At 58.5% G+C, this 13,624-nt stretch carries 14 protein-coding genes; 1 reads left to right on the forward strand and 13 read right to left on the reverse strand.

Annotation, left to right across the window (positions count from 1 at the left end):
- Positions 1-39 precede the first annotated feature (39 nt).
- Both ACL2XP_RS03965 and trxC read right to left on the reverse strand, forming a co-directional pair.
- Positions 40-747 carry a tRNA-uridine aminocarboxypropyltransferase gene (locus tag ACL2XP_RS03965; RefSeq protein ID WP_413737266.1) on the reverse strand — a complete coding sequence of 236 codons (708 nt, stop codon included), beginning with the start codon at positions 745-747 and terminating at the stop codon, positions 40-42.
- A gap of 179 nt (positions 748-926) precedes the next feature.
- Positions 927-1,364, reverse strand: coding sequence for a thioredoxin TrxC (gene trxC, locus ACL2XP_RS03970; RefSeq protein ID WP_413737267.1), 438 nt, complete (start codon positions 1,362-1,364; stop codon positions 927-929).
- 220 nt (positions 1,365-1,584) lie between these two features.
- On the opposite strand from trxC, the gene ACL2XP_RS03975 reads away from it, so the two are divergent.
- The gene (locus ACL2XP_RS03975) at positions 1,585-2,703 is read left to right on the forward strand and encodes a tRNA/rRNA methyltransferase (RefSeq protein ID WP_413737268.1); all 1,119 of its coding nucleotides are present in this window, start codon (positions 1,585-1,587) and stop codon (positions 2,701-2,703) included.
- A 59-nt stretch (positions 2,704-2,762) separates the two neighbouring features.
- Here ACL2XP_RS03975 and mprA read toward each other — a convergent pair whose 3' ends face one another.
- The 11 genes from mprA to nrdH form a co-directional block, all read right to left on the reverse strand.
- On the reverse strand, positions 2,763-3,281 hold the full coding sequence (gene mprA, locus ACL2XP_RS03980) for a transcriptional repressor MprA (RefSeq protein ID WP_413737269.1): 519 nt from the start codon (positions 3,279-3,281) through the stop codon (positions 2,763-2,765).
- A gap of 50 nt (positions 3,282-3,331) precedes the next feature.
- Entirely contained in the window at positions 3,332-3,679 is a 348-nt protein-coding gene (ygaH, locus tag ACL2XP_RS03985) for an L-valine transporter subunit YgaH (RefSeq protein WP_413737270.1), read from the reverse strand.
- Complete coding sequence (locus ACL2XP_RS03990) at positions 3,676-4,437, reverse strand: AzlC family ABC transporter permease (RefSeq protein WP_413737271.1); 762 nt, start codon at positions 4,435-4,437, stop codon at positions 3,676-3,678. Before ACL2XP_RS03990 ends, ygaH begins: the two co-directional genes overlap by 4 nt.
- An 87-nt stretch (positions 4,438-4,524) precedes the next feature.
- On the reverse strand, positions 4,525-5,724 hold the full coding sequence (locus ACL2XP_RS03995) for an MFS transporter (RefSeq protein WP_413737272.1): 1,200 nt from the start codon (positions 5,722-5,724) through the stop codon (positions 4,525-4,527).
- Between the two features lie 138 nt (positions 5,725-5,862).
- On the reverse strand, positions 5,863-6,864 hold the full coding sequence (gene proX, locus ACL2XP_RS04000; RefSeq protein ID WP_413737273.1) for a glycine betaine/L-proline ABC transporter substrate-binding protein ProX: 1,002 nt from the start codon (positions 6,862-6,864) through the stop codon (positions 5,863-5,865).
- A 19-nt stretch (positions 6,865-6,883) separates the two neighbouring features.
- On the reverse strand, positions 6,884-8,014 hold the full coding sequence (gene proW, locus ACL2XP_RS04005; RefSeq protein WP_413737274.1) for a glycine betaine/L-proline ABC transporter permease ProW: 1,131 nt from the start codon (positions 8,012-8,014) through the stop codon (positions 6,884-6,886).
- Entirely contained in the window at positions 8,007-9,209 is a 1,203-nt protein-coding gene (gene proV / locus ACL2XP_RS04010; protein WP_413737275.1) for a glycine betaine/L-proline ABC transporter ATP-binding protein ProV, read from the reverse strand. Before proV ends, proW begins: the two co-directional genes overlap by 8 nt.
- 484 nt (positions 9,210-9,693) lie before the next feature.
- Positions 9,694-10,665 carry a class 1b ribonucleoside-diphosphate reductase subunit beta gene (gene nrdF, locus ACL2XP_RS04015; RefSeq protein WP_413737276.1) on the reverse strand — a complete coding sequence of 324 codons (972 nt, stop codon included), beginning with the start codon at positions 10,663-10,665 and terminating at the stop codon, positions 9,694-9,696.
- A gap of 20 nt (positions 10,666-10,685) precedes the next feature.
- Positions 10,686-12,836 (reverse strand): class 1b ribonucleoside-diphosphate reductase subunit alpha, encoded by a 2,151-nt coding sequence (nrdE, locus tag ACL2XP_RS04020; RefSeq protein ID WP_413739077.1) that lies wholly within the window; start codon positions 12,834-12,836, stop codon positions 10,686-10,688.
- Positions 12,818-13,243 (reverse strand): class Ib ribonucleoside-diphosphate reductase assembly flavoprotein NrdI, encoded by a 426-nt coding sequence (gene nrdI, locus ACL2XP_RS04025; protein WP_413737277.1) that lies wholly within the window; start codon positions 13,241-13,243, stop codon positions 12,818-12,820. The genes nrdE and nrdI overlap by 19 nt, the downstream gene beginning before the upstream one ends.
- A gap of 4 nt (positions 13,244-13,247) precedes the next feature.
- Positions 13,248-13,487: a glutaredoxin-like protein NrdH gene (gene nrdH / locus ACL2XP_RS04030; RefSeq protein ID WP_413737278.1), complete on the reverse strand. Its 240-nt coding sequence runs from the start codon at positions 13,485-13,487 to the stop codon at positions 13,248-13,250.
- Between the last annotated feature and the right edge of the window lie 137 nt (positions 13,488-13,624).

Raw genomic sequence — 13,624 nt, forward strand, 5'->3', positions numbered from 1 at the left:
CGGTGGTCTCCATTCCCGCATGGGATAAGTGTATGCGTTTTATGGCCGGAGTGTTGTGATGACGGAGGAAATTTGCGGCGTGTTGTGATGGGATTTACCTGCCAGATACCGGCTGCGGAACAGCGAAAAATGCGCCGATAGCGCGGCGGCGGCCGCATTATCTCCCGCCTGGGAGAGCAGTGCGGTGGCGATTTCGGCGGTGCAGTGATAGCCGTCCCCATGGGATTCGCGCAGCCGGTAGGCGGAAAGGGTCTCCGGATTAAGCGACAGCACGGGGAACTGCGCCAGATAGGGACTCTTGCGAAACATCTTGCCGGCCTCCGGCCAGGTACCGTCCAGCATAATAAACAGCGGCGGTTTTCTCCGCGGGTCTATCTCGGCGATCACCTGCCGTCCGGGGGCCGCCTGCCGGGCCGGAAACACTACGTAGGGCTGGCGGGCGGGATCGGCGACGGCGGCCAGCAGAGCGGGATCCGGCGCGGTGCGCGACCAGATAAAAGCCTGGGTCTCGGGCAGGATATCGGCAATCAGCCGCCCGGTATTACTGGGTTTTAGCGGCTCCGAGTCAAACATAATCAGGCAAAAGCGGCTGCTCGCCGCGCCGGGCATAATATCGCCGCACAGGCACTGCGGCACCGGCAGCAGGCAACCCTCGCAGCGAATCACCCTGCAACCGCGGGCGCGATAAGGGCGCGTGGCGCGGGCGAGGCGATATTGGCGCAGGGCCAGAACGGCGTTGTGGGTCATAGATGCGGGCTGCCTGAAAACAAAAGAGAGAGTTTACTGGACGCAGCGGCAAAAGCCACCCGCAAGCGGACAAACTTATGCGGAAATTTGATGCGCCGGAGGAACGAACGGGGGGACGATCCGCCCCCCGTTTTATACGCGATGGCTATTGTGCCCGGCAGCCCGGGCCGCGGCGGCCGTCAGGACGCGCTGGGGATGGCCAGGCCTTCATCGAGCCACTCTTCGAACGGGCCTTTGGGCATGGCGCCGTGCAGGGAATCGACCATTTTACCCTGCTTAAACACCATAATGGTCGGAATGCTGCGGATGCCGAAACGGGTGCTGAGCTGCGGCTCCGCCTCGGTATTCACCTTCAGGAAACGCACTTTCCCGCGGCGTTCGCCGGCCACGGCTTCAAACACCGGCGCGAAGCCCACGCATGGGCCGCACCAGGGCGCCCAGAAATCCACCACCACCGGCAGGTCGTCCTGCAGCAGTTTATCCAGGGATTCGGTGGTGGCGTGGACGACTTTACCGTCGAGCAGCGCCTCGCCGCAGCGGCCGCATTTCGCGCCGTCATTAATTTTCTGTTCCGGCAGGCGGTTGGTGGCCAAACAGGATGCACATACCGTATTCATACGATGACCTCTTGAGGTGGAAGATAATCCGGCCCATGGCTGCCGGGCGATGAGATCCACTCTTTCTATTAATATTATTCTCAAGTATGGTTAAAGAAATGTCGCGTGACAAAATGATTTATCCGATGGCTTCGATAGTTGCTGGCTTTTACCCCAACCCGGTAGCTAAAAAGGGCAAGATCGGGTAATCTTCGCGCCCAGCACTCGGGTGGAGAGACAAATGAGCGATTCGTTAAAGGGTAAAAACGGCAAGGTCCGTGTCATGTACGTGCGTAAAGAGGAAGAAGAGCAGCCTCGTCGCCCTTCCCGTCCACCCCAGTCGGGCCGCGACGGCAATGCCGGCCGCAGCGATAACCCCCGCCGCGGCGGCGCCCCCCGCGGCGATAGCCGTCGCGCAGATGCCCCTCGCGGCGATGCGCGGCCACGTAGTGATAAACCTAGTGATAGATTTGACGATCGCGCGGCCCGGCCGGCACCCCGCAGGGAGCGGCCGTCCACTTCGCCGGACTCCCCTTGGAAAACCATGTACCAGAACGACGCTGAACCGGCAGTGCCCGATCACGGCGGGATCAGCGGCAAAAGCCTGATCGATCCGGATCAACTGCGGCGCCAGCGGGCGGAAGAGACCCGGGTTTACGGCGAGAACGCCTGCAAGGCGTTATTTAAAAGCCGTCCCGATTCCATCGTACGCGCCTGGTTCGTGCAATCGGTCACCCCGCGTTTTCGCGACGCCCTGCGCTGGATGGCCGCTAACCGCAAAGCCTATCACGTAGTGGAAGAAGAGGAACTGGCGCTGGCCTCCGGCACCGAGCATCACGGCGGCGTTTGTTTCCTGATCAAAAAACGCGTCGGCCTGGATGCCGCGCTTTATTTGCAGCAGGTCGAAACAAAAGATTGCGTGCTGGCGCTCGAAGACGTATCCAATCCCCATAACCTGGGCGCCATATTGCGCAGTTGCGCGCATTTTGGCGTGCGGGGCGTGATGACGGGCGATAGCGCGGCGCTGGAATCCGGCGCGGCGGTACGTACCGCCGAGGGCGGAGCGGAACATATCAGCTCCATTCACACCGATGATTTGCTCAACGATTTGGCGCGGTTCCGCGCGGCGGGTTATACCATCGTAACCACGTCCAGCCATAACGGCGTACCTCTTTCCCAGGCGACCATGCCGGAAAAAATGGTGCTGGTATTAGGCGAAGAACGTGCGGGGCTGACCCCGGAAATCGTGGCGCAAACCGATTTGGCGCTGTCCATCGGCGGCACCGGCCGGGTGGAAAGCCTCAATGTCTCGGTGGCCACCGGGATTTTGCTGGCGGAATGGTGGCGGCAGAACCACTAAGCCGTTAACCGATGTTTAACGCCGTTATCGACTCCGGGTCGGTAGCGGCGTTTTGCTTTTTACGCGAGGCTGTCTTCCACAATCAGATCGTCGAGCTTGTCGAGCAGCTTGCGGGTCAGGGATTCAAGCTGTTTCTGCTCGTTGATATCCAGCGTGGACCATAAAGATACCAGGCACTTATGCTGCGGCGGCAGCAAGTTGTTGAGAAAGGCTTCCCCCGCTGGCGTTAGCTTTAAGTGCAGGCAGCGGCGATCGTTTTCGCTCTCTTTACGCTCAATCCAACCGCGTTTTTCCAGTTCGTCGGCGATGCGGGTGGCATTGGTGCGCGATGAACCCAGCGCCGAGCTGAGCTCGGAGGGCTGGATGCTGTGATCTTCCTGGGACTCCAGGGTGACCAAAGCCATAAACAGGGTTTCATTGATACCCTGGGCCTTTAACATGCGGTTTCTATTTTCCAGCAGCTTGCCCTGCATGTGCATGCAAAGGCGAGTCAGTAGGATTTCCTGAAAAGGGAAGTCGGGCCGACGCTGGGCGCGTAAAGATAACATCTGTTCAATGGGAGTGAATGAACTGTCCATTTGATTTTGGCCTCATTAGTTTCTATGGATATAATAACTAATGTAATCACTCAAGTAAATATTGCCATGATGAAAAGTTTATACGCCAAACCAAAACACAGCGCCCCGACCAGGGTGGAAATTACAATGCTGCGGGTGTAATAAAAGCAGGCGGTGAGAACGGCGAAGCCAGCCAGCGTGGGCAACAGTTTGCCGCTGTCGCGCATGACTTCGGGCACGCTCGACACCACCAGCAGAGAGCAGATGGACGCAATGCCGATGCCATCCAATATCAGGCCGACCCAGCGGGCTCCCCGCTGTTGCGACCCGCGCGTCCGATTAAAACGCAGCGGAAAGTAGCGAAAGAAATAATTCGCCATGCCCACCACCAGCCCTATGAAAATAACGCTGGTATTCATCGGCTCCCCTTATCCGCGTCGGGCGGCGTCCGGCGGGGAACGGATTGGCCGATCAGCGCCCCCAGGCAGCCGCCGCCGATACCGGCCAGGATGGCCATGGGAATAGATACCAGCAGCAGGCCGGCCAGCGATCCAGCGAGCGCCGCCGCCAATATCAGGCTTTGGCGCCGCTGGAACGCCGCCAGCAGGAAACTCAGGAATAATGCGGGCAACATAAACGCCAGCGCGGCTTCCACCGCCGGATAATTTTCCAGCGGGCCGTTACCGAACAGGGCGCCGACGGCGGTGCCCGCCACCCAGGATAGCCACGAGCAGGCCGCGATCCCCATCATCCAGTTCGCGGTCCAGCGCCGGTTATCCTTGGTCAGTTTGGTGATGGCCGCCGCAAACACCTCATCGGTCAGGCCGAAGGCCCATACCGCCGTTTTACCCGGCGACAGCGTGCCGATAATGCGATGGCGCAGGGCCGGACCGTACAGCAGGTGGCGCACATCCATGGCCATCACGGTCAACGCCGCGACCCACAGCGATGTGCCGGCGCTGAGCAGGGTGGTAATCACGAACTGGCTGGCGCCGGCGTAAATGATGCAGGAGATAAACAGGCTTTCGAGGGGGGTGAAACCCAGTTTTACCGCATTCAGGCCGAAGGCGAAGGCCACCGGCAGGTAGCCGATGACAATGGGCAGGCTATCGAACACGCCTTCGAAAAAAGTGGCGGGGGCCGTAGCCGCCGCCAGGGGCATTTCCTGACTTTCCATGCAAAGCGTCTCCCCGCGCGGTCAAGAACACCTAAAGGCGAAAGTATGCCGGCGGGCGCCCAAAAGGCGTCAGGCCGGCAAGCGTCCTCAGGCGGCTACCACGCCGCTGTCTTCATAACCTTGCCCGCGCCACCATATCAGCAGATTCAATACGCCCAGGATGCCGCCGGCTACGCAGACGCCGGTCCAGCCCGCAGCCTGGAAGGCCGATGCGGAAACAAGCGAGCCTACGGCGCCGCCGATAAAATAACTGGTCATATAACCGGAAGTAAGGCGGTTACGCGCCTGGGGCATGCGGCGGTAAATCACGCTTTGGTTGGTGATATGCACGCCCTGCACCGCCAGATCCAGCATGATAATGCCGAGGATCAAGGCGATGACCTGATGCTGGCCGTACCAGATAAAGGCCCAGGAGATCAGCAGCAGCAGCAGGCCGTAGCGGGTGGTGATTTTGGCTTTGCCCCGATCGGCCAAGTGGCCGGCCCGCGACGCGGCCAGCGCGCCCGCCGCCCCTACCAGCCCGAACAGGCCGATTTTGGCTTCGGAAAAATAAAACGGCGGCGCCGCCAGCAAAAAAGCCATGGAGGTCCAGAGGTTGCTGAAACTGGCAAACGACACGCAGCCAATCAGCGCGCGGGTGCGCAATATCGGGGTGCCGACGTACATCCGGAAAATAGACGCCAGCAGCTGTGGGTAGTTCAAATCGGAATACTGTTTGTAGCGGGGCAGCGTCCACCACAAAATCAGCGCCATGATAAACATCAGGGCGCTGGCGAACCAGTATACCGTACGCCAGCCGCCCAGGGTGGCCAGGGCGCCGGCGACGGTCCGCGCCAGCAGGATGCCGAGCAGCAGGCCGCTCATGATCATGCCGACCACTTTGCCTCGCTTGGCCGGATCGGCCAGGGTGGCCGCCAGCGGCACCAGTATCTGCGCCACGACTGAAAATAGCCCGGTCATCGCCGTACCGACTATCATCATCGGCAGATTACCCGAGGAAGCGGTGACCAGCATGCCGGCGGCGGATAGCACCGTCATCGCCACTATCATGCCGCGTCGTTCGAATTTATCTCCCAGCGGAACAATAAACATCAGGCCGCAGGCATAACCCAACTGAGCTGCGGTAACGATAAATCCGGCCTGGTTTACCGACAGCCGGTAGGACTGGGCAATGGTATCAAGCAGGGGCTGGGCATAATAATTGCTGGCGACCGACAGTCCGGTGGCGATAGCCATGATAATAATCAGTGCCGGACTTAAACTTGGGTGGTCTGTTTTTGTTTTCATCGGTGAGTCTGTTTACCAATCGGGAGGCCATTATTCCTCATAAGCGCCAAAAAAACGAGGGGCGAATGCCCCCCGTGGTTTGGCGCGCCCTGTTAATGCCGTATTTACAGGTGCGATGGACACAATGAAGGCGTCCTGTTACTTGTCGGCCGCCGCCGCCGCGCTCGCGACCCAGCCGTCAAATACCGCCTGGTGCGCAGCAATCCAGCCGCTGGCGTGGCGTTCAATATCCGCCTCCGATGCCTGGCCTTCATGCATGCGCAGGTTTTGCGCGTTCACGTCGCCAATCGGCAAGCGCATAATGGCAAACAGCTTGGCCGCCGCGGGATTGGCCTGGGCCCACTGTTTGTTGGCCACGATGCGCATATTATTGACCGGGAAGCCATAATCGGCGCCGTTGGGCAGCTTGGTGCTGATATTTTTCTGCGCGCCGGGCAGGGATGAGAACGGCACTTGCAGCCAGACCACGTCGCGGCCGGGAACCAGCACGTCGCTGACCCAATAAGGCGTCCAGGTATAATAAAGTATCGGTTTGCCTTCCTTGAATCGGGCCATGGTATCGGCGATGATGGCCGCATAGTTGCCCTGGTTGTGTTCCACGGTCTTGCTCAGGCCGTAGGCCTCGATCTGATGGTTGATCACCGCCTCGCAGCCCCAGCCCGGGGTACAGCCGGTCAGGTCGGCCTTGCCGTCGCCGTTGGCGTCGAACAGTTTGGCCAATTGCGGGTCTTTAAGCTGGTCGATGGTGGTGATGTGGTATTTATCGGCGGTTTTCTTATCGATCAGATAGCCCTGCGCGGCGCCTTCCACGTAGTTGCCCTGGCGATAAAACTTCGCATCGCCGCCCGCTGCCTGGTACTGATCGGCGTGCAGCGGGTCCCAGTTAACCGCCATAAAGGTGGCGTCGCCGGAGGCGATGGAGGTATAGGCGACGTTGTAATCCACCTCACGGCTTGATTTGACGTCATAGCCGAGCTTGGCCAGCGCTTTGTTGACCAGCAGCGTCTGGAAGGTTTCTTCCGAAATAGTGCTTTGCAGAGGCTGTATTTCAATGCCTTTGCCGGGTAAATCGGCGGCCGGCGCGGTCTGCGCGACGAGTGCCGTGCTGAGCGCCAACGCCCAAAGTCCTGTCTTATGCATGTGTTTTCCTTTTGATAAGTTAAGCTTTTTTGGCAAAGGGCCGGGTAAACAGGCCCAACGGACCGCTGGCGTACCAGCGGCGATTGCCGCGGCTGCGTTTATCCCGTCCCAGCGACTGGGTCAGTCGGTCGAGAATGATCGCCAGGATCACAATCCCGACGCCGCCGATGGTCGCCAGGCCCATATCCAGCCGGCCGATGCCGCGCAATACCATCTGGCCCAGACCGCCCACCGCGATCATCGAGGCGATAACCACCATGGAGAGCGCCAGCATCAGCGTTTGGTTAATCCCGGCCATAATGGTCGGCATCGCCAGCGGGAGCTGCACCTTAAACAACAATTGGCCCGGGCTGGAGCCGAACGACTCCGCCGCTTCGATGAGATCTTCCGGCACCTGCTTGATCCCCAGAATAGTCAGGCGCACCACCGGCGGCAGGGCGAAGATAATGGTCACCACCACCCCCGGTACGTTGCCTATCCCGAACAGCATGACGATGGGCACCAGATAGACGAACGCCGGCGTGGTTTGCATGGCATCGAGCAAGGGCCGGATGATTTTCGCCGCTCCCTCGCTGCGCGCCAGCCAGATGCCCAGCGGTAGCCCGATCACCACGCAGAACAATAGCGAAGTGAGCACCAGCGCCAGGGTAACCATGGCCTGCGACCAGGCGCCGATGGCCCCGATGACCGCCAGCGAGACCAGGGTGGCGATACCCATGCCCAGGCTGGACATCTGCCAGGCCAGCAGGGCGAACACCAGAATGGCCACCGGCGCGGGCATGCCCAGCAGCAGATGCTGAAAGCCGCTGAGAATAAAGTCCACCGGCACCCGGACGCCCTGGAACAGCGGGCGAAAATGCAGCACTACCCAGTCGATGCCTTCGGTCACCCAGGCGTCCAGGGGGATCAGGGTCTTATGGAACGGGTCGAGCAGCGAAAAATGTTCCGGGGCGGGCGCCGCGCCGCTGTTGAGCCAGTCGGCTCCCGGCTGGGCGGAATGAGCCGCGTCGGCGGGGACGGGCGCGGCCGAGCCCCAGGCATCGGCGGACGAGCCCGCGCCGTCGGCCGGGGCGGTTTGCGCGGCCTGCGCCGCGTCTGCGGGCTGTGACGCCGGGGCGCCACCCCACGGATCGATGGTTGGCTTACTCATTGGTCGCCCCTTCTTTGTCTAAGGCCTGTAGCAACATGCCTTTGGAAATGATGCCGATATATTGATTTTCCTCGCCCACCACCGGTACGGCGCAGGGCGCCTGGGCTACGGTGGATATCAGTTCGCTGAGCGGCGTCTCCCCGGGCACGGGCGCGGGGCTGGCGAGCAGCGCCGCTTCCAGGGCCAGATTGCCGGCCAGGGCCGCTTTAAGCGAATCGATGGAGACCACGCCGATAAATTTCTGGCCGCGCTCCAGTACGTAACCAAAATCGCGGTCTTCATCCTGTAGCAGCTTCAGGGCGGAACGCGGGCCGAAGCCGGGGGTTTTGCGAATCAGCGTCACCGGACGCCGGCGGGCGATATCCTTGGCGCTAAACACGTGGCTGACGTCCACGCCGCGAAAGAAGGTGCGAACATATTCGTTGGCCGGGTTATTGAGAATTTCATCCGGGGTGCCCACCTGGACCACTACGCCGCCCTGCATAATGGCGATGCGATCGCCGATACGCATGGCTTCATCGAGATCGTGGGAAATAAATACAATGGTGCGCTGGTGGCGGGATTGCAGCTTGACCAACTCATCCTGCATTTCGGCGCGGATCAACGGATCGAGCGCCGAAAAAGCTTCATCCATCAACAGGATATCCGGGTCGTTGGCCAGCGCCCGCGCCAGGCCCACCCGCTGGCGCATCCCGCCGGAGAGTTCATCGGGCCATGACAGCGCGTGGGTGTCCAAGCCGACCTGCGCCAGCGCTTCCAGCGCTTTGGCGTGGCGTTCCTGCAGCGGCATTCCGGCCAGCATCATGCCAAAAGCGGTATTATCCAGCACGTTCAAATGCGGCATTAACGCAAAGGATTGGAATACCATGCTGATTTTCTTGCGGCGGACCTCGCGCAGCGCGCCGTCGGAAATCTTGGCGATATCTTCGCCGTCGATCAGCACTTCGCCGCGGGTCGGCTCTATCAGACGATTGAGAAGGCGTACCATGGTCGATTTACCGGAACCGGATAATCCCATGATGACAAATATCTCGCCTTCTTCAATGGCCAGACTGGCGTCTTTTACGCCAACCGTCAGACCGGTTTTTTCAAATATTTTATCTTTGCCCAGCCCCTGTTGAATGAGCTTAAAGGCTCGTTCAGGATGCTCGCCAAATATCTTATAGAGGTTTTTGACTTCAAGTTTAACAGCCATGCAATTATCAGTTTCCTGTAGTTTTTTAAAGTTTTCTAATATATCCAATGATCCTGCCAAAATAAAAACGCTGTATACCCTAACACACTGAGCATTTTAGACAACCCCTGGCCGTCCATCCGGCGGAATATGCCGCCGACTTCAAGCACGCATATCAGGCAGAACGCCGCCGCAGGACAAGGGCTTAGGGAAATAATCGCCGTCCTGAATTTTTTTTCAATTTATGTGGATATTGCCTGGCCGGAATTTTGTGTTTTCCCCTCAGCAGGCGCTATTGTATCGGTAGGGTATGTTAATAATGGTGAGTATAATGTTGCGGACCGAAAAGAAGGCATGTGGTGAGGACGTGTTTGTGGGGTGCAATAAAAAATAAATAATCGTTCAACGAGACTGGATTTAATTTTTGAATTAAATTAGGCCGATAAAATTTTTAAAAAAATATACTTTAATTATCCGGGGGAAGATAAAATCCCCCGGTTCGGAATTAAAATGCCCAGTCTTCGTCCTCGGTGCTGACGGCCCGGCCCATGACATACGACGACCCGGAACCGGAGAAAAAGTCGTGGTTCTCATCGGCATTGGGGGACAATGCCGCGAGGATGGCCGGATTCACGTTGGTCATGGATGCCGGGAACAGCGCCTCATAACCCAGATTCATCAAGGCCTTATTGGCATTATAATGTAAAAATGCCGTCACGTCCTCGGTCCAGCCGACCCCATCGTACAGCTGGGCGCTATACAACAGTTCGTTCTCGTACAGGTCCTGCATCAGGTCGTAGGCAAAGCCCTTGATTTGCTCGCGCCGCTCCGGGGTGGCCCGCTCCAGGGCGCGCTGGAATTTGTAGCCGATATAATATCCGTGCACCGCTTCGTCGCGGATAATTAACCGGATCAGATCGGCGGTGTTGGTGAGTTTCGCCCGGCTGGAATAATACATTGGCAAATAAAAACCGGAATAAAATAAGAACGACTCCAGAAACACGCTGGCCACTTTTTTGGTCAGCGGGTCGTCATGGCGATAATGCTGTAAAATAATGGCGGCTTTATTTTGCAGCGCCGTATTTTGCTCGCTCCAGCGATAAGCCGCGTCCACGTCCGGCATGGAACACAGGGTGGAGAATATCGAGCTGTATGAGCGCGCATGCACCGCCTCCATAAAGCTGATATTGGAGAATACCGCTTCCTCATGGGGGGTGACGGCATCCGCCATTAATGCCGGCGCACCGACGGTATTTTGTACCGTATCGAGCAATGTCAAGCCGGTAAATACCCTAATCGTTAATTCCTGCTCCTGCGGCGATAATGTGCCCCAGGACGGGATATCATTGGACAGGGGCAATTTCTCCGGCAGCCAGAAATTCGCGGTCAGGCGGTTCCAGACTTCCAGATCCTTATCGTCCTCGATCCGGTTCCAATTTACCGCCTGCACGGGGGCGCGGGGCGAAGAGGTGGTCATGATCGTATTCTCCTTGGCCGTTAGAGCGCGCATGAGACGCAGCCGGACACTTCGGTGCCTTCCAGCGCCATTTGGCGTATGCGTATGTAATACAGCGTCTTGATGCCTTTTTTCCAGGCATAAATCTGTGCTTTGGTGATATCCCGCGTGGTGGCGGTATCGCGGAAAAACAGGGTCAGCGACAGCCCCTGATCCACGTGGCGCGTGGCGGCGGCATAGGTATCGATAATTTTTTCCGGGCCGATTTCATACGCATCCTGATAATAGTGCAGGTTATCGTTATCCATAAAAGGCGCCGGATAATAGACCCGCCCGGTTTTGCCCTCTTTGCGGATCTCGATGCGCGACACGATGGGATGGATGCTCGACGTGGAATGATTGATATAGGAGATGGAACCGGTGGGCGGCACCGCCTGGAGATTCTGGTTGTAGAGGCCGTGCGCCATAACGGACGCGCGCAGCGCCAGCCAGTCGTCGCGGGTGGGCAGGGCGATGCCCGCGTCGGCGAACAGGGCGCTGACCCGTTCGGTGGCCGGTTGCCACACTTGTTCCACATAAGGCCGGAAATACTCGCCGGAAGCATAACGGGAGCGGGCGAAACCGCCGAAGGTGGTGCCCCGTTCCATGGCCAGGCGGTTGGAGGCGCGCACCGCGTGGTAGGTAATGGCGTAGAAGTACATATTGGTGAAATCGATGCCCTCTTGCGAGCCATAATAAATATGTTCGCGGGCCAGGTAGCCGTGCAGGTTCATTTGGCCCAGACCGATGGCGTGGGATTCTTCATTGCCTTTGACAATGGAGGGCACCGAGTTTATCCGGCTCATATCGGATACGGCGGTCAGGGCGCGCACGGCGGTTTCCACGGTATTGCCCAAATCCGGCGTGTCCATGGCGCGGGCGATATTCAGCGAACCGAGATTGCAGGAGATGTCGTTGCCCACCTGCCGGTAGCTCAGATCCTCGTGGTACTCGGTGGCGCTATTGACCTGTAAAATCTCCGAGCACAGGTTGCTCATATTAATGCGCCCGTCGATAGGGTTGGCCCGGTTTACCGTATCCTCGAATACCATATAGGGATAACCCGACTCGAACTGGATTTCCGCCAGCGTTTGAAAAAACAGCCTGGCGTCGATGGCGGTTTTGCGGATGCGCGGGTCGGCCGCCATTTCATGGTATTTTTCACTGATGCTGAGCTGCGAAAAAGGCTGGCCGTAAATCCGCTCCACGTCATAAGGAGAGAACAGGTACATCGGCTGATTATCGCGCGCCAGCTCGAAGGTGACATCGGGTATCACCACCCCCAGCGACAGGGTTTTGATGCGGATTTTTTCGTCGGCGTTTTCCCGCTTGGTATCGAGAAAACGCATGATATCCGGATGATGGGCGTGTAGATAAACCGCCCCTGCCCCCTGGCGCGCGCCCAGCTGATTGGCGTAGGAGAAGGCGTCTTCCAGCATTTTCATCACCGGAATCACCCCGGATGATTGGTTTTCGATACGCTTGATGGGCGCGCCCGCCTCGCGCAGATTGGTCAGCATAAACGCCACGCCGCCGCCGCGTTTGGACAATTGCAGCGCGGCGTTCACCGAGCGGCCGATGGATTCCATATTGTCTTCAATACGCAGCAGGAAACAGGAAACATACTCGCCGCGCTGCTGTTTGCCGCAGTTAAGGAAGGTCGGCGTGGCCGGCTGGAAGCGTCCGGAAAGCATCTCTTCCACCAGACGGGACGCCAGCGCGCTATCGCCGGCGGCCAGGGTTAACGCCACCATGCACACCCGATCTTCGAAGCGTTCAAGGTACTGGCGCCCGTCGAAGGATTTAAGCGTATAGCTGGTATAAAACTTCAGCGCGCCCATAAAGGTCTGAAAGCGGAACCCGCGCGCGTCGGCCTGGGAAAAAATGGCGGCAATCTCGGCGTCGGAGTAGGGGGCCAGCACCTGCGCTTCGTAATAGCCTTCCTCCACCAGCGTGCCCAGCCGGGCCTGCAGCGAAGGAAACCGGCGGGTATTGGGTTCCACATGCTGTTCAAAATACAGGTCGACGGCCTGCCGATCTTTATCGAACTGGATCTTGCCGTGCTCGTCATACAGATTAAGCATGGCGTTCAGGGCGTGATAATCCGCCAGCGCCGGGCCGGGTGGGGCCACGTTCAGCTCTGTTGCTGCCAAGGTTGTTGCCAAAATTCGGTTACTCCTTTACGTACCTGCGCCACGTCTTCCGCCGTTCCCAATAGCTCAAAGCGATAGAGATAAGGGACCCGGCATTTTTTGGCGATGATATCGCCCGCCAGGCAGAAGGCCGTACCAAAATTCCGATTGCCGGCGCCAATCACGCCGCGCAGCCAGGAACGGTTGGTTGCATCATTAAGAAAACGGATCGCCTGACGCGGCACCGCGCCCCGATCGCTGCCGCCGCCGTAGCTGGGGACAATCAGGATATAGGGGCGGTCTACCCGCAGGCTCTCGCTGGGGGCCAGGGGAATACGCAGCGCGGGCAGCGTCAATTTGCCGACAAAACGATGCGTATTCTCCGAACTGCTGGAGAAATAGACCAGCAGGGGTTTCCCGTCCGCCATGGGGTTACAAGACCATGGCCGCGGCGGCCAGCTGGCCGATTTTGTCGGGCCTGAACCCGCTCCAGTGCTCATCGGCGGTTTGCACCACAGGCACCTGCTGGTAGCCGAGGGCTTTCACATGGGCCAGCGCCTGCGCGTCGGCCAGTAAATCCACCAGGCGGTAATCGATCCCTTTCCTGTCCAGCGCGCGGCAGGTGGCGTGACATTGGACGCAATCCGGTTTAGTGTAAATAGTAATAGTCATGATTCGCATTCACCTCTAGCATGAGCAATCCGGTGGTTTAACCTTGGGGTTGATGACGTATGAAACATCGCAAAGCATAAGATGAATACTATATGTAGATATAATTTTTATCAACCATACAATATATAGGATTTAGG

The organism is Sodalis sp. RH21 (assembly GCF_047324175.1).
Classification (GTDB): Bacteria; Pseudomonadota; Gammaproteobacteria; order Enterobacterales; family Enterobacteriaceae; genus Acerihabitans.